Raw genomic sequence first — 17,312 nt, forward strand, 5'->3', positions numbered from 1 at the left:
AACTTATTTCCTATAAATTTCTTTCTCTGTTAAATACCCATCCTTCACAATTGTTGATTTAATCGTTTCCTTTGTGACAGGCATAGGTTCGAGAAGGATGGTGGGTACATCAGTTTTTTGATTATTAATCGTTGTATCAGTATCAGTGGTAATTGTTTTATCTTTTGCTATCTGGTAAGCCATTTCTGCTGCTTGTGTTGCAATTACAGGAATCGGTTTATAGACAGTCATGGTTTGGGTTCCTGCAACAAGTCTTTTCACTCCGTCGAGCTCGGCGTCTTGACCGGAAACAGGAACTTTACCAGCTAATCCGACGTCAGACAGGGCATTGATCACTCCACCTGCAGTACCATCATTGGCTGCAATGACTGCATCGACTTTGTTATTCGCTTTTGTTAAAATTGTTTTCATATTATTTTCGGCGTTCTTAGGGTTCCATTCATCTGTATATTGATCTGCCAATAAGGTTATGTCACCTTTGTCAATCAGTGGTTGAAGAACACTTAATGCACCTTCTCTAAACAGTACCGCATTATGATCCGTTTCTGCTCCACCAATATAAACAAAGTTTCCTTTAGGTATGTGTTTAACAATTTCAGTTGCCTGCTGGACACCGACCTTTTTATTATCAAATGAAATATAGTAATCTAGATCACTTTTTGTGATAAGGCGGTCATAGGAGATGACTTTGACCTTATGTTTATGAGCTAATTCTACAATCTTTGCTCCTTCTTCAGCATTATGTGGAACAACAACAAGGACGTCCACACCTTCTTCGATTAATAATTGTGCTTGCACGAGCTGAACAGCATCCGAGCCGTTGGCTGCTAACGTTTTGACTTGTCCGCCTAACGATTTTACATGATCTTCAAACAGTTGCTTGTCTTTGTACCATCTTTCTTCTTCAAGTGTATCCAATAAAAAACCAATGTATGGAACAGATTCATCTTGAATTAATTTTACTGATGCTTGTTTGCTGCTCGTTTCTGTCGTTGAACAAGCGGTGCCAACAAGAGCTACTATAGAAAGCAATAAACCTATCATCGCTTTTTTGTAAAATACAGTCACTAGTTTTTCCCTCCTACTTTATGTCTTACACTTTAAATTTCCCGATCATCCCGTTCATGCGCTCAACCATTTGAGAAAGAGTATTTGCGCTTGTTGAAATCGAGTCAATCGATTGAGTTTGCTCATATACTGCAGCAGAGATTTCTTCAGAGCCAGCAGCTGATTCTTCTGAAATAGCAGCAATTTGCTCAACTGATTGATTAATTTCCTGGCTTGTATGTTCAAAATATTGGAAGGCAGTTGAGATGTTTTTTACCCGGTTTGCCATATCTGTTACATTATCTTTAATATCAGAAAAATACTGACCGGATAATTGGATCTGCTTTGTTCCTTCATTTACTTTTTGGAAGCCATTATTTAGCTCATTTGACATGGAGCTTGTTTCTTCTCTAATGCTTGTTACAATATTTGTAATGTTTTCGATGGAAGCTGTCACTTCATTTGCTAGTTTCTTCACTTCCGATGCCACAACCGCAAAGCCTTTCCCGCTTTCTCCGGCTCTTGCCGCTTCTATGGAGGCATTTAATGCAAGAAGATTCGTTTGTTCTGCGATCGATTTAATAACAGTGATAAGTTCAGTAATTGATTGTGTTTTTGTTTCAAGACTTTTTACTTTTTCAACAGAGAGTTCAACAATTTCATAGATCATGTCCATCTGTTCCAAAGAATTTTTCATTTGGTTGTCACCATTTATAGATACAGCAAGGACTTCATCGGAAAATTGAACTAATTTCTGACCGTCCTGATTTGCATCAATTAATTTTTGACTAAATTCCTTGATATGTTCAGAGATATCTGATACTTCATCAGCCTGGCTATTCACGCCTGAAGATAATTCTTCAATAGTATTGGCGACCTGTGAGCTTCCTTGTTTTAGTTCTGAAGCAGATACTGCAAATGCAGAACTTTGCTGATCAACATCTGTTGCAATGTGTGAAACTTCCACGATCATTTCTCGTAAACGAGCTCCCATATGATTAATAGATTTTGATAATTGTCCTATCTCATCATTTCCATTGCTTTTTAGAGAGTCGAAATTAAGATTTCCATTTGCGATTTCCTCACTTGTTGACACTAGCTTGTTTAAATTTGCGGAAATCCTTCTGCTGATTATAATAAGAAGAACCGTTGAGACAATAAGTGCAACAACCACAGAAATAATAAGTAGATTGATCGTTTGTCCAATATTATTTTGTGATTCTGATAACGCTGCTCGATTTGAATCTGTAGCCATTGATTTCAGTTTTTCACTTAATTGACTTGTTTCCCACTTTAATGCACTGGCTTCTTCTTGTAATCTTTTAAACTCTTCTGTATTAATTTGTTGAACATTTGGAACAATTGTACTGAAGAAATACTCATCTAGTTTATGGTTGTTTTCAATGATTTTATTAAATATCTGAATTTGATCTTCGTTTTCTAATTGACTTTTCAAATTTTTAGCAATTTCGATAAATTTACGACTATCTTCTAAATACTCAAGAAGTTTTTCATCTTCAGCCAATAAAAGGTATTCTGGAATTTGATTGTACTTTTCATGATATAAGGAAACTAAGTCTGCACTATAAAGTGCCACTTCATTTTTTACTAATGAGTGTTTAATTGTTTGATTTGTTTGCATGAGTAAGCTATACGTAATAAGAACGGAAACTAAAAATGTAATGGTCACAACGAGAAAGACATAGAAGTATTTACCACCAATTTTTGTGTTTTTCCATCGTAAATGATTTAACAACGAGAGATCCCTCCAAAAATAACTACCATATTTCTTTTAATATCGACAAATGTCGATGATTCTTAATAGAATTCATAGGATTTATGAACTAATGGTGTTGGTAATTTTATGAAAATAATAAGTGAATAATTTCCTAGTTTCTTAGAAAAATTTAAAATATTATGAAGAATTTGGTCGAAAATATAGTATAATTGAAAGCGAATACATTAAAAGTACAAAACAACTAAGTAGGGATAGATAGAGTAAACAACTTATTGTTATTTTTAAAGAGGGGGATGGGACGATGAAGAAACGTTTGAAAGAACGAAAAAAAAGAGTTCCAAATACTGTGGAATCTCAAAAGAAAAGGAGAAAGGTAAAGGTAAAAGTACCAAGATATGTTGAAGCAATGACACTTAAGTCAAAAATTATTCTGTTTTTGCTATTATTTACGCTTATTCCGAGTATTATCATTGGTAATGTCGTGTATTTTGTGTCAACGAATACAATTGAAAATAAAGTATCAACAATGAATGAAGATATTAATGTTCAAGTAACAAAAAATGTAAACAATGCATTAAGGGAGCTTGATAATCTATCGTTAGTACCTTTTTCAAATATGGAACTGATGGACACATTAAGAACCAATGAGGGGTTATCAGAATTTGAAAAGATAACAAAGGAGCGAACAGCTTCAGAATTCTTCTCTAGCATTACTTTTTCAAATAAAAATGCAAAAGCGATGTTTTTTGTAAATAGAGAGGATACTGTATATGGGGAACAGAATCTGGAGGATTTTTCCTTAGGGAATTTCAATTCTTCCCCTTATGCAAAGGAAGTTGAAGATTCAAAAAGTGTGACTACATGGAAGACAGCTATTGAAAACAATTATGAAAATATCTATTTGTTCCGGAAATTTGACCGAATTGGCACCATTATTCTTGTAGCAAACGGAGAGGTTTTTCAAGAAGTTTATGAAAATGGACAAGACAATACAGCAAGAGAAATTTCGATCTACAATGAAGATGGAGTCATCATCTCTAGTAATAAACCGGAATTAGTCGGGTCAAAGTTTGAAGAGCATAAAAATACAGCAGATAACCTTGTTTCTGAAAAAGAAACTGAGAATGGGTGGAAGGTGGCTGTTTCGACCTCAAAGTCCTATTTAATGAAGGAAATTCAAAACGTTATTTACCTCGTTTATTTAATTATTCTGGGCTTTGTTTTGCTGTCAGTGGTTGTAAGTATGTTCTTGGCGAGAAGTATGACGAAACCAATTAATAAAATTGTCGCCATTATGAAAGAAGCAGAAAAAGGGGATTTGACCCACAGAGCTAATTATCTTTATAAGAATGAAGTAGGGCAGCTGGGAAACAGCTTTAATCATATGATTGATAATATGACCTTGATGATTCGGGAAAATAAGAAGGCTTCTACATATGCCGTGAACAGTGCTAATGATCTTAAGAGAATATCGGCTGAATCCGCTAGTGCAACAGATCAAATTGCGAGCGCTATCGATGAGGTGGCAAAAGGTGCTGTTAGTCAGGTTGATTATTCTGAAAGAACGAACCGTGAAATGAAGGAGCTGTCAAGTGAAATTAATGAAGTAGCCGGTAATATGGTCAAGGTATCAGCTATAACGGAGACCTCGAAGAAGTTAAGTAGTCAATCAATCGAGACAATCAAGGAATTAACAGAAAAGAACAAAGAGATGGGTACAAACATTGGTCAAGTTGATTCAACAATGGACCAATTAAATGTAGAAATTGAGCAAATAAAAGATATCGTAAACATAATAAAAGGTGTTAGTGAAGAAACGAATTTGTTATCACTAAATGCAAGCATTGAAGCGGCAAGAGCAGGAGCTGCAGGCAGAGGTTTTGCTGTCGTAGCAAAAGAAATACGCAAGCTTGCTGACCAAACAAAGAGCTCATCGCTGAGAATTGAGACGGTCATTGCCAGCATCTTATCACAAACAAAAAAATCAGTTGAGCTTGTTAAAACAACGATCGCTCTTTTTAAAGATCAATCATCTTCTATCCACGATACTCAACAAGCATTTGAAAATATTCTAGAAGGAACAAACTCGATTATTCATGAAATCGATTATATTGAAGCCTCAATCGGTAAGATTAATTTGAATAAAGAAAAAGTCGAACATGCAATTAATGAGATGGTGGATGTTGCAGAAGTGTCTTCAGCTACTACTCAGGAAGTAACGGCGACAACAGAGGAGCAAGCAGCAGCTGCTGAAGAGCTAGGTGACTTGGCTTCTTCTCTTTCACAAACAATTATTGAATTAGAGAAGACAATAAATAAATTTAAAATAAAGGAATAAACCATGTATAAATAAAAGGCCTATATCACTTTTTCAAGATTTACATACATTAATAAGGTAGTTGATCTTGGAGGTGAAAGTAATGAGTGAAAATTGCGGTGGAGCAGGGTACGGTAGCGGCTTTGCTTTAATAGTCGTATTATTTATCCTATTAATTATTGTAGGAGCAGGTGCTTTCTCAGGTGGTTATGGCTATGGTTCTGGATATGGCTGGTACTAATTTTTTATGAAAGGGGCGTTTTATCGCCCCTTTTTTGATTTGCATATTCCCATGGAAATACCTCCGCATACAATTTGTACCGCTTTAACCTTTAAATGTGGAAATCTCTTAGCAGCATATTCACAGACAGAATCTTGTTGAGTAGATGTTATTTCTGTTCCCAATTCGTTGGCAAATTCAGTATCAAAATCAGATACATATAGAGTAAGAATGACTCCATCTTTTTGACGTTCAACACCATATTTATGTAAAAATTCCATAGAAAACACACCTCCGTTTATAGTATGGAAAATAAATAATTCACTTATCCAAAAAGTAATTATTATAGAAATCGTTTTCAACGATGAGGAACAGCTAGTATAATAGATGTATTGATATTGAAAATGGAGTGAGAAGATGTTCAATACATCGGTTGGAATACTTCGGTTCACAGGAAACTTAGAAGGGATTTCATATCTGGTTCTGTTGCTGATTGCGATGCCATTAAAGTATTTGTGGGATGTTCCTTCAGCTGTTTCCCTGACTGGGGCAATGCATGGATTTCTTTTTGTGGCTTACGTGATCATGGTTGCTTTTGTCCTTTTTAGAAAACGTTATTCTTTTCTATGGGCGATATGGGCGGTGTTTTTAGCATTTATTCCATTTGGAACCTTTTATCTGGACAAACAGTTGAAAACAAAGAGGTAAAGTGAAAAGAGGACCGTTTCATTCGTATGAAAACGGCCCTCTTTTTTTTATTCAGGTATTTCAATATATTCTAAAATGTTCTGTGAGGTGCTTTTTTGAAAGGTGTATGTGATGGTAACGGGTGTGTTTGTCGGGATTGATTCCAATGTTTTGTATTGTTCTTCAGATATTTGTAGTGCCGTTGGTGTTTGGTCAATGATGACTTCAATTGAATGTGAATCTATTAATCCAATATAAATGGCGTTCACTTTTATAGAATCCTCTTTTGCTGATGCAGTGTTTTCGTGAACTCCAGTGCTGGCACACCCCATTAAAACGAATAAAAAGAACAAAATAGAAAGATAAGGTATAAAAGTTCGCATTCTCTCACTCTCCTATAAATATCGGTCTTACTTCATGTATAAGCAACAGAAGAGAGAGACATGCCTGTAAATGCAGAAAAGGGCCTTTCTAGTGGAAGGCCCTTTAGCTTTTAAAAATTCTTCTTCTACATCAATAGAATATGTTTTGTCCTTTTGATATGCTTTTTCATTGAAGTATTCATGAGCAGTTGCTTGTGCTTCAAGCCGCAATACTTTATCTTCCATCCTGGTAAAACCATTTTTAATACTTTCCGATTGTGTGGAAAATAAGGTGTTGTTCATTGTATTTGTTGTTCCTGCTACATTTGCTCTTGAGACAAGAAGTGATTTGTGATTTTGTAAGTCTGCATGAATATCTTTTAGTTTTGCCAATTGGTCTTTTAATGCTCTAGTTTGGTTCTGGATGACAGTGTATTGTTCTTCTAAGAGAGTGAGTTGTTTTTCGTGATCAAGTCGTTCTTGAATCGCGAGCTTTGCCATCTCATCTTTCTTTTTATCCAGAGCTAACTGCTGTTGTCTTTTTCTATCTTCAATTGTCATCTTTACTTGATGCATGAGTCCTTCATGCTTTTGCTCGAAATAGATCTGATTAGCTAATGCTGATTGTGCTTTTTCAATTTCGAATTCAAGATCTCTAATGTATTGCTTGGCCATTTTGATTGGATCCTCATAGTAGTCTAAGGAATGATTCATATTTGCTAATGAAATGGTTTTAACTCGTTTAAAAATACCCATTATTTTGTTTCCTCCTTCAATGTTTTACGTTCCCATTCGTCTAGGATGTGATGTGTGTGTTGGTTATAAAACGGAGTTGATACAATGATCGGTTCATTGATTATTAACTCACTTTTTGATTGTTTTTTGCTTTTTGAGATGACATAGAGGGCAATGAGAGCAACGGGGATGGCAATGATAACCGGTAAGATTGAAAATGCTCCAATAGATAGGAGAATCATTCCAACCCACTTTTTAATAAACTCTCCATTTGCCTTTTTCAAAACCCACCAACCTAAGATGATTAATCCCAGATGAAATAAGAATGGCAGGAAAGAAATGTTGATCACTCTCAGATCATGATGGGAGAACCCACCAGCACGGCTATAGAATATATATGGTTGAATGAACAAGTGTCCGACTATATTTAAAACGACTGTAAATGCAACAAGCCCTTAAATCGCAGCAATAATCCAAAATAAAGGACTTTTCTTCATTTTCTTCACCTCCTCCTTGGTGATTTGCGTTTCTATGAATAGTAATTTAATAGAGTTTGGTGAAAAGATGGTGAAAAACAGGAGGAGAACGAAAAATATATAGGTAAGTTGATGGAGAGGAGAAAGGGTGGTGAATCATGGCGGATTTTATCGAATCGAAGATATATTTTAAAAATCGAAAATAAAATCTACGAATCGAAAATCTGAAAAACCGTAAATAAATGAACAATCAGCTAAATAAAAAACTTGTAGAGCCGATTGCCCTACAAGTCATCCTTTCGGAGGGAGTTTTACAATAAATGTAGTCCCCTTATTTAATTTGCTTTCCACATTGATTTGCCCTCCATGAAGATCCACAATCCATTTTGCTATGGAAAGTCCAAGACCATGTCCTCCATTTTGTCGGGTACGCGCCCGATCCACCCGGTAAAATCGTTCAAATATATATGGAAGGTCTTTTTGAGCGATACCAATTCCAGTATCAGATACAGAAATATAGACATTTTCCTTTTCTTTCCATACATGTAATTTAACAGAACCATTTTCTGGTGAGTACTTGATTGCATTATCAAGAAGTATGTACAGCAGCTGGGTTAATCGCTCTTTTTGACCAAATACAGTAATAGAAGACTGAACATCCAGGTTAAGCTGTATGTTCTTTTCTAATGCATGTGGTTCAAACGAGAGTATGGCCTTTTCTGCAACAGATTGCAGGTCAAACCTTTCAAAACTCATTTGTTTTGGATCATCTGTATCAGACCTTGCGAGAGTCAGCAAATCTCCAACTAACCCGGTCATACGCTTTACTTCTTCTTTTACGTTATCAACCATTCTTGCTGGCATATGGCTCAATTGGTCTTTTTCCATCTCTAGAATTTCGATGGATGACAGCATCACACTTAAAGGAGTTCTTAGTTCATGTGATGCATCTGCGACAAAGTCCTGCTGTCGTTTAAAAGCATGGCGAATCGGAACCATTGCACGCTTTGACATGACAAAGCTGAAGTAATAAGCAATACATGAAAATAGAACGATCAATACAAGTAGGATAATAAAAAGTCCTTGTAAGAGCTCTGCTAAATCTGTAATATCCCTTCCTAAATAGAGATAGCCGATAATCTGATTTCTCTCATATATTGGTTCTGCAATCATCATCACCTTTATTTTTTCATTCTTAGGAACGTAGGTGGAGAATTGATCTCCTTTTTTATGTTTAGAAATAGCATCATGATTGATTTTTATATCTTCTGTTTGAATTTGTTCTCTATCCGGAGTCCAATCATCAACTAGATTTAAAAAATTACTTTTAAAGAGCGACAATTGTTCATTTTGTATGACCAGTTCACCCTCAGTGTTGAACACGTAATAAAATAATTGATTACTGTTCACTGTTAAAAACTGTGGCTCACGCATGCGATCATTGGGCTTGTCTAAAAGCTGTTCAACAGATTCTACCTCGTTTAACGCCATTTCTCTTAGTTCATTTTTCTCTGCAGCTGTAAACCAGAAATAAGCGATCGCATAAAGAAGTATAATAAATAGAAATAAAAACAGGAGAATCAATAAGCTGTATTTAATTGTTAAAGTGTGTTGTGTTTTTATAAAAAGATCTGATTTCTTTTTACGTTTCAAGTTTGTAACCCACTCCCCTAATGCTGTGAAGCCAATTCTCTTTATCGAAAATCGCCAGCTTTTTGCGAAGAAGCTTTACTGTAGCATCAATTGTTTTATAAGACACATCGGTTTCCGTTCCCCAGATTCGATCATAAATAATGTCCCTTGTCAGTACCTGACCCTTATTTTGTACAAGTAAATCAAGTAGTTGATATTCTCTTGGGGTTAATTGGATATGTTGATGATCCTTTTCAATGGTTTGACTTGTACAGTTAATGGTTATGTCCTCTATTTTAAGAATATCTTCACGAATAGGAGAAAAATTTCGTCGTCCCAGTGCTCTTAATCGTGCTAAAAGTTCATCAATTTCAAATGGCTTTACTAGATAATCATCTGCACCGGAATCAAGTCCAATAACCCTGTCTTCAATTGCATCCTTAGCCGTCAGCATTAAGATTGCCCCGCCATAGCGTTCGCTTCGTAATTTTTTACAAGTTTGGATTCCGTCTCCATCAGGCATCATCCAATCCATAATAATCACATCATAATGAGATACAATCGCATATTCATAAGCATCTTCACCGGTTTGTACCCAGTCTACATGATATTTTGCCTTTTTTTTCAGCATATATGAGATAAGCTCACCAAGCTTTATATCATCTTCAGCTAATAAGATATTCACGGGGGGAAACTTCCTTTCATACACGTATTTTATCGTATTTTACCATGTGTAAGTGAAAAAATAGAGAAAATCCAAATGAGGTGCCTGTCAAAATAAGATCCTATATTCAGTAGATTCCAATGCAGGAACCTTGTATGATGGGGATAGGGAAAATTTTTAATGAACGCGGGGAAAACGATCATGATTGAGAACTATATTGAAGCTTTAGATATTGCCTATGTTTCATCCTTTGCTACAAAAATAGAAAGAAGTTGGGGATATCTTTTTTATAATGAAAATCAACCAAATTACTATGATGCAAATCATGCACACATCTCTACATACAATGGTCATTTTGAAGAGATCATTAATGAAGTGATTGCATTTTATCAAGAGAAAAATCTTATTCCGCGTTTTTATCTTTCAAACTACGAAGGACAAGCTGAGTTTATTGAAATGTTAAAGAATAAAGGTTTTGGATTTGAAGAATTTGATAGTCCTGTTCAATTATGGAGAAGGGAAATAGAGATAGAACCCAATTCGCTTATAACGATTGAAAAGGTAACATCTGAAAATATGCAAGATGCAATTCATATAGAGTGTCAAATTCCGGAGCTTGGCGGTTCGATTCGTGAACAGGCCTTTAAAGAAGAATTTTCGCAAGATTGTTATATCCATTATTTATTAAAATATAATGGAATTCCTTGCTCTACCGCTTGTATATTTTTTTATGAACAAGATGCAAGGTTAGAAAGTGTAGCAACAATTAAGGGATATAGAGGGAAAGGATTAATCGGTCATCTTATCCATTATATCCAAAAGGATATGCTGAAAAAGGAAGTTGAACGCTTATGGGTGTTGCCAATTAATGAACAAGTGGAGAGGGTATACCAAAAGTCGGGATTTGATACTGTTTTAAATGTGAAGACAGGTCATGCGTTTCTTGGAGGGAAAAGTGTAATGGATGTTCGAAATGGGCTTTAACACTTCAGTTCCATCTTGACATTGTATTCAAGACTCTGGTATTTTAAAGGTAATTACAGTTTAGGAGATGTGTTTTGTGAGGGTTTCTGTTCTTAACTAACGAAGTAAATACTTCATCTACATGAATATGCAAAAAAACTTTTCCTTATCGAAGGTTTATTTACGCATGTACATGTGGACGGTTAAGAACAAAAACGGTTATCGTACACAATTTGCGATCTTCTTGCATAGTGCCCGTGAAAAAATCCGTGCTTGTTTAAGTACGGATTTTTTTTATCTACACAATGAAAACAAATGACCTGTAAAAGGGGGGATTTGTCTCTTTGTGCACAACTAGCCTATGCAATCATGATCTAAAGAGGTGCTGAACAACCATTGTTCAGCACCTCTTTTTTATGGCTATTTTCTATAAACCGGGTTCTTTGAAAAAACTGTTTTTAGGTTGATTGGAACAGAAGGTGCGAGACTCCTGTGGGAGTTGCGGGACAGGTGAGAACCCGCAGACGCTGCGCGTCGAAAATGCTCACCGCCGGCCCCACTTAAGATGAGCATCCTGGAGTGGAATTCAACCATGCCTAACACTAATTACAATGCAACAAAGTTTGCGAAAATAGCCTTTTATCAAAACCACAGGAGGTTCAACCATTGAACAAGAAAACAATTGAAAGTCTAGAATTTGATAAAGTATTAGCATTACTAAGTGATTACGCTATGAGTGATGCTGCAAAACAAAGAGCATTAGATCTTTTGCCAATGGATGAGGAAAGAAAAATCAAAAGATGGCTAAATGAAACAACTGAGGCATGTAACATCATTGAGAAATCTTCCAGTATCCCTGTTCACTCGTTACATGGAGTAGAGCAAATTGTTACACTAGTCGATAAAGGCTACTTGCCTACTCCTGATCAATTTGAGTTTTTAGGAGCTTTCCTAGACAGTGTAAAGAAAATAAAGCGGTTCATGATGAAACAAGAATATCATGCTCCTACAGTGAGTTCTTATGCATATTCTCTTTATGAACTAACCGATCTTGCAGAAGAAATAGCAAGGTGCATTCGGAATAATCAAGTCGATGATTATGCAAGCAGAGCATTAACGAAAATTAGAAGCAAACTTGTAGCTATTGAGGAAAAAATTAAATCAAAACTTGCACAAATCATGAAGGGTTCTTCTTCTTTCCTTCAGGAGCAAGTGATCAGCATTCGTAATGGACGTTATGTTGTACCAGTTAAAAGCGAATATAAACGGAAATTTTCAGGAGTGATTGTTGATCAATCCTCAAGTGGGCAAACCGTTTTTATGGAACCTCATGATTTAAATAAGTTACAAGACGAGCTCACGTATTTAAAAGTAGAAGAAGAAATAGAAATTCAAAAGATTATAGGTCAATTAACAGATATGACTGCAGCTTATAAACAGGAATTGTTGATTAATATTGAAGGAATGGTTTCATATGACTTCATATTTGCGAAGGCTAAGCTGAGTAAATATATGAACGGACACGAGGTAAACATTCTGCCAGGTGAAGGATTTAACATTCTGAATGCCAGGCACCCATTACTTGGAGTAAACGCTGTTCCGCTGTCAGTGACATTAGGGAAAGATTACATGGCCTTAGTTATAACCGGGCCTAATACAGGTGGTAAAACTGTCACGATTAAAACGATAGGAATACTTGCGATGATGGTTCAATCAGGACTGCATATTCCGGCAGATCCTAACAGCAACTTTAGTATCGTAAAAGATATTTATGTAGACATTGGTGATCAGCAAAGCATTGAGCATTCCTTAAGCACATTTTCATCACATATTACCAATGTCATCGAGATTTTAAATAAGTCACGCAAAGACACACTTGTTATTCTTGATGAAATTGGTTCAGGGACAGATCCGAGAGAAGGAATGGGATTAGCGATTTCAATCCTTGAAGCACTTTATCATTCAGGGGCGATGCTTGTTGCAACAACACATTATAGTGAAATAAAAGACTTTGCTGAAAAGGCAGCTGGTTTCCAAAACGGATCTATGGGGTTTGATATTGAAACCCTGCAACCTTTATATCAATTAATTGTTGGAAAAGGAGGGGACAGTCAAGCGTTCTCTATTGCTCAAAAATTAGGTATGCCAATGGGTATTATCCAAAGAGCAAAGGAAATATCCAGCCGCCAATCTATTGAAGATTTAACGATTATTCCTACTACAAAAGAAAGAGAAAGATTACATGAAAAGGTTGCACATAAAGAAAAACAACAAATTCAATCCTACCAAATAGGAGACTCAGTTTGGATTCCACACCTTCAAACAAAAGGAATAGTTGAAAAAACAATGAATGCTATGGGAGAACTGAAGCTGGTTGTAAAAGGAGAAAAAGTGACAATCAATCATAAACGAGTGCAACCTTTTATCAAGGCAGAAGAATTATATCCCGATCAATATGACATGGATCAGGTTTTTGATGCAAAAGATGTACGGAAAAAGAAAAAGTTAATGAATCGCAAGCATGTAGATGGTGTGGTCATTGAATTTATGGACGAAGAAAAATAGAAAAATCAGTAGGTGTGAGCTGCTATCATGAGGGGCTCACACATCTTTTTTCATACATTGTGAAAAACTTCACAAAAAGTATTGTATTTTTAAAAAGGGTGGATTATAATAAAGTCATCAAGGGAATGTGAAGTATTTCACAATTTTATGTGAAGGACTTCACAATATATTCTTAGGAGGAATTTAAATGAAAATTGCTGTTATTGGATGTACACATGCAGGAACTGCTGCTGTTTCAAATATGATAAAACTATATCCGGAGGCAGAAATCACGGTGTACGAAAAAAATGATAATATATCCTTTTTATCTTGCGGCATTGCTTTACATGTAAGTGGAGTTGTGGAGGATCCAAATGGTTTATTTTATTGTACTCCTCAAGAATTAATAAATCTTGGTGTTAACATGCGAATGGAACATGAAGTAAATGATATTAATATTGATGAAAAAACGATTACGGCAAAAAATTTAACAACAAATTCAATTGTACATGATACATTTGATAAACTTGTTTTAACAACAGGCTCTTGGCCGGTTATCCCCAAAATTGAGGGCATTGAAATGGAAAATGTACTACTATGTAAAAACTTCCATCATGCTAATACAATTATTGAAAAAGCAAAAGATGTACAAAATATCGTTGTTGTTGGAGCAGGCTATATAGGGATTGAATTAGTAGAAGCATTTGAAATGAGCGGTAAGAATGTGACACTTATTGATGGAGAAGAAAGAATATTGAGCAAGTATTTAGATCAAGCATTTACTGATGTGATTGAACAAGATTTTCAAGCTAGAGACGTAAAATTGGCTTTAGGAGAAACAGTCACTCGTTTTGTAGGGCAGAATGGTCATGTAAGTGGTGTGGAAACAACGAAAGGAACGTATGAGGCAGAACTCGTTATCCTTTGCATTGGTTTTCAACCGAATACTCTATTAGTAAAAGGTCAAATTGAGATGCTTAATAATGGGGCAATTATAGTCGATGATTATATGAGAACAAGTAACAAGGATGTATTTGCTGCAGGTGACAGCTGTGCTATTCGCTACAATCCAACCGGTGAGTATGCCTACATTCCACTAGCAACAAATGCGGTAAGAATGGGCACATTAGTAGCGAAAAACTTAGTTAAACCTACCATTCGCTATATGGGAACACAAGGTACATCTGGTATAAAAATCTATGACCAAAATATTGCGACAACTGGATTAACAGAAACTTCAGCACTTCGTATGGGTATGAATGTGAAAAGTATCACAATCTTGGAGCATGACCGACCTGAATTCATGCCGACTTTTGATGATATCAATTTAAAAGTAGTCTATGAAGAAAGCACAAAACGAATTGTCGGCGCTCAAGTCATGTCTAAGGTCGACGTTACCCAATCTATTAATACACTGTCTGTATGTATACAAAATAAGATGACAATGGATGAGCTTGGGTTTGTAGATTTCTTCTTCCAGCCACATTACAATAAGCCATGGAATTTCTTAAATCAGGCAGGGTTACAAACTATTTAGTAAAGGTGAAAAGAAGCGTTGGTATTCCAACGCTTTTTTAGTGCTTTAATTGTCATCATAAAATACACAGCAAATAAAAAAATAGATGACTAGATAAAATAGGTGTGAAACATGAATATTGTTAAAACTAAAAATGAATCCTAATAAAAAAAGCGGGGGTTCTTTACTATGTCAGTAAAAAATCAATGGGTGCTTAATATTCTAATGGGTCTGTTATCATGGTCATCAATACCTCTTCTAGGAATCCGTCATATAAAAAGATTCATTCCATCTACACTTCTAATTGGAATAATAGAAATACTGCATGCACGAATTGGGAAAAAGCGCAAGTACTGGGTGTTTTATAATAAGCCAAATAATTATTTATTTGATGAGTTGCCTTTTAATACAGGTCCCTTTGTTTTTATCTCAATGTGGACTCTGAAAGTAGCATACGGAAATTTTAAAAAGTTTATTTTACTCAATGCATTAGTACATGGTTTTTTTGCATTTCCATACACATTCATAGCTGAAAAAATACGATATTATACATTAGTTCGCTTTAATAATATTCAATTCTTCCTCTATTTCTTCTCCAAAGCATTTTTATTATATGGATTTCAATATCTTTTTGAAAATAGAAACAGATGGGGACGGAGGTTCCGTGTCCCGGATATCTTTAAGGTTAAAAATTAGTTCATTCCAGTACTCTTCGGACGCGAAAATTAGTAGGAGGAATCCACAAGCCGAATCTCATGGGCTTCGCTGCTTGTGTGGTCCTCCCTATTTCACTATAGGTTAAAATTATATTCTTAAATCACAATCTTTTTTAAACTGCTAAAAATGATCTAAACATTGTGAAAGAAAGGCGCTTCCATTAGGTAGCGCTTATTCCATTTAATTATTACACTTGTTTCTACCATCAAATCGCATCCCTTTTAAAAAGAAAGGAAAAAATATACACTAAAGAAGTGAAATCATTCAATTCCGGAGGTGTGCAAGTTGAATTATCGTGTAGAGAAAGACACAATGGGTGAAATTCAAGTACCAGCTGAAAAGTATTGGGGAGCACAGACACAACGAAGCAAGCAGAATTTTAAAATCGGTGGAGAGAAAATGCCGAATGAGGTGATTATCGGCTTTGCCATCTTAAAACGAAGTGCTGCGATTGTTAATGATTCACTAGGAAAGTTACATACATCAAAAGCGGCTGCAATTGTTAAGGCATGTGGTGAGATTATTGAGGGAAAATTAAATGACCATTTTCCGCTTGTTGTATGGCAAACAGGAAGCGGTACACAAAGTAATATGAATGTAAATGAGGTTATTGCAAGAAGGGGAAATGAGCTTTTAAAGGAAGCGGGGAGCGATGAAGTCATCCATCCGAATGATGATGTAAATATGAGCCAAAGCTCAAATGATACGTTTCCAACAGCCATGCATATTGCAGGTGTGTTAGCTGTAGAAACAAAACTAATACCGGCTATCGAAAAGCTATCTACTACGTTAAATAAGAAAGTAGAGCAATTTAATAATGTGGTGAAAATTGGTCGAACACATTTACAAGATGCTACACCATTAACCTTGGGTCAGGAAATCAGTGGATGGACTCACATGCTTTCGCAAACGAAGGAAATGATTGAGCAGGCTCTTCACTATATGAAAAACTTAGCAATTGGCGGGACTGCCGTTGGAACCGGGATTAATGCACATCCTGAGTTTGGTGATCGAGTTGCCGTAGAAATTAGTAAATTCACGAAAAAGGAATTTCACTCGTCAAGCAATAAATTCCATGCACTAACAAGCCATGATGAAACCGTTTATGCTCACGGAGCATTGAAGGCACTAGCTGCCAATTTAATGAAAATTGCAAATGATGTAAGATGGCTTGCAAGTGGACCGCGATGTGGAATTGGTGAAATTACGATACCTGAAAATGAGCCGGGAAGCTCGATTATGCCGGGTAAAGTCAATCCAACTCAAAGTGAAGCCCTAACAATGGTTGCTGTTCAAGTGATGGGGAATGACGCAACAATTGGCTTTGCTGCAAGTCAAGGAAACTTTGAATTAAATGTGTTTAAGCCAGTCATTATTTATAATTTTCTGCAGTCAGTTCAACTTTTATCAGATGGTATGAATTCTTTCCATGACAATTGCGCTGTAGGAATTGAAGCTAATCTATCAGTCATTGAAAAGTATGTGAAAGATTCATTAATGCTTGTAACAGCCCTTAATCCTCATATTGGCTATGAAAATGCTGCGAAAATTGCAAAGCTCGCACATAAAGAAGGGTTAACTTTAAAAGAAGCTGCTCTGAAGCTTCAATTACTTACAGCAGAGCAGTTTGAGCAGTATGTAAAACCGGAAGAAATGACCTATCCTAAATAATAAATAGCCTGGCAATGAGTTTG

The 17,312-nt window shown here is 35.8% G+C and carries 16 protein-coding genes; 8 read left to right on the forward strand and 8 right to left on the reverse strand.

Translation table 11 applies throughout. The features are described from left to right. Positions 1-3: 3 nt before the first annotated feature. Entirely contained in the window at positions 4-1,044 is a 1,041-nt protein-coding gene (locus tag LC095_RS15710; RefSeq protein ID WP_264196068.1) for a substrate-binding domain-containing protein, read from the reverse strand. A gap of 49 nt (positions 1,045-1,093) precedes the next feature. Beyond that, complete coding sequence (locus tag LC095_RS15715) at positions 1,094-2,803, reverse strand: methyl-accepting chemotaxis protein (protein ID WP_226529049.1); 1,710 nt, start codon at positions 2,801-2,803, stop codon at positions 1,094-1,096. A gap of 283 nt (positions 2,804-3,086) precedes the next feature. On the opposite strand from LC095_RS15715, the gene LC095_RS15720 reads away from it, so the two are divergent. Next, on the forward strand, positions 3,087-5,123 hold the full coding sequence (locus LC095_RS15720; protein WP_226529050.1) for a methyl-accepting chemotaxis protein: 2,037 nt from the start codon (positions 3,087-3,089) through the stop codon (positions 5,121-5,123). 82 nt (positions 5,124-5,205) lie between these two features. After that, on the forward strand, positions 5,206-5,343 hold the full coding sequence (locus tag LC095_RS15725; protein WP_226529051.1) for a YjcZ family sporulation protein: 138 nt from the start codon (positions 5,206-5,208) through the stop codon (positions 5,341-5,343). Between the two features lie 20 nt (positions 5,344-5,363). Here the strand turns inward: LC095_RS15725 and LC095_RS15730 are convergent, their stop codons facing one another. Next, a complete protein-coding gene (locus LC095_RS15730; RefSeq protein ID WP_226529052.1) occupies positions 5,364-5,603 on the reverse strand; it encodes a hypothetical protein in 240 nt (79 codons plus the stop codon). 136 nt (positions 5,604-5,739) lie between these two features. Here LC095_RS15730 and LC095_RS15735 point away from each other — a divergent pair, with 136 nt between their 5' ends. Beyond that, positions 5,740-6,030: a DUF3817 domain-containing protein gene (locus LC095_RS15735; protein WP_226529053.1), complete on the forward strand. Its 291-nt coding sequence runs from the start codon at positions 5,740-5,742 to the stop codon at positions 6,028-6,030. Positions 6,031-6,077: 47 nt separating this feature from the next. Here the strand turns inward: LC095_RS15735 and LC095_RS15740 are convergent, their stop codons facing one another. The 5 genes from LC095_RS15740 to LC095_RS15760 all read right to left on the reverse strand — a co-directional run bounded on the left by LC095_RS15740 (position 6,078) and on the right by LC095_RS15760 (position 9,899). After that, positions 6,078-6,392 (reverse strand): hypothetical protein, encoded by a 315-nt coding sequence (locus LC095_RS15740; protein ID WP_226529054.1) that lies wholly within the window; start codon positions 6,390-6,392, stop codon positions 6,078-6,080. A 27-nt stretch (positions 6,393-6,419) separates the two neighbouring features. After that, positions 6,420-7,127 carry a PspA/IM30 family protein gene (locus tag LC095_RS15745; protein WP_226529055.1) on the reverse strand — a complete coding sequence of 236 codons (708 nt, stop codon included), beginning with the start codon at positions 7,125-7,127 and terminating at the stop codon, positions 6,420-6,422. Continuing rightward, positions 7,127-7,456: a hypothetical protein gene (locus LC095_RS15750; protein WP_226529056.1), complete on the reverse strand. Its 330-nt coding sequence runs from the start codon at positions 7,454-7,456 to the stop codon at positions 7,127-7,129. The genes LC095_RS15745 and LC095_RS15750 overlap by 1 nt, the downstream gene beginning before the upstream one ends. 417 nt (positions 7,457-7,873) lie before the next feature. After that, positions 7,874-9,235, reverse strand: coding sequence for a sensor histidine kinase (locus LC095_RS15755; protein WP_226529057.1), 1,362 nt, complete (start codon positions 9,233-9,235; stop codon positions 7,874-7,876). Beyond that, positions 9,225-9,899: a response regulator transcription factor gene (locus tag LC095_RS15760; protein ID WP_226529058.1), complete on the reverse strand. Its 675-nt coding sequence runs from the start codon at positions 9,897-9,899 to the stop codon at positions 9,225-9,227. The genes LC095_RS15755 and LC095_RS15760 overlap by 11 nt, the downstream gene beginning before the upstream one ends. Before the next feature lie 180 nt (positions 9,900-10,079). Between LC095_RS15760 and LC095_RS15765 the strand changes: the two genes are divergently transcribed. The 5 genes from LC095_RS15765 to fumC all read left to right on the forward strand — a co-directional run bounded on the left by LC095_RS15765 (position 10,080) and on the right by fumC (position 17,289). Then, complete coding sequence (locus LC095_RS15765; RefSeq protein ID WP_226529059.1) at positions 10,080-10,862, forward strand: GNAT family N-acetyltransferase; 783 nt, start codon at positions 10,080-10,082, stop codon at positions 10,860-10,862. A gap of 645 nt (positions 10,863-11,507) precedes the next feature. After that, positions 11,508-13,406, forward strand: a complete 1,899-nt coding sequence (locus LC095_RS15770) for an endonuclease MutS2 (protein WP_226529060.1) — start codon at positions 11,508-11,510, stop codon at positions 13,404-13,406. Positions 13,407-13,593: 187 nt separating this feature from the next. After that, positions 13,594-14,922: an FAD-dependent oxidoreductase gene (locus LC095_RS15775; protein ID WP_226529061.1), complete on the forward strand. Its 1,329-nt coding sequence runs from the start codon at positions 13,594-13,596 to the stop codon at positions 14,920-14,922. 168 nt (positions 14,923-15,090) lie between these two features. Beyond that, positions 15,091-15,597: a hypothetical protein gene (locus tag LC095_RS15780; RefSeq protein WP_226529062.1), complete on the forward strand. Its 507-nt coding sequence runs from the start codon at positions 15,091-15,093 to the stop codon at positions 15,595-15,597. 306 nt (positions 15,598-15,903) lie between these two features. Continuing rightward, entirely contained in the window at positions 15,904-17,289 is a 1,386-nt protein-coding gene (gene fumC, locus LC095_RS15785) for a class II fumarate hydratase (RefSeq protein WP_226529063.1), read from the forward strand. The last annotated feature ends 23 nt before the right edge of the window (positions 17,290-17,312 follow it).

The sequence above is a fragment of the Metabacillus niabensis genome (genome assembly GCF_020524345.1).
GTDB classification, from domain to species: domain Bacteria; phylum Bacillota; class Bacilli; order Bacillales; family Bacillaceae; genus Metabacillus; species Metabacillus niabensis_B.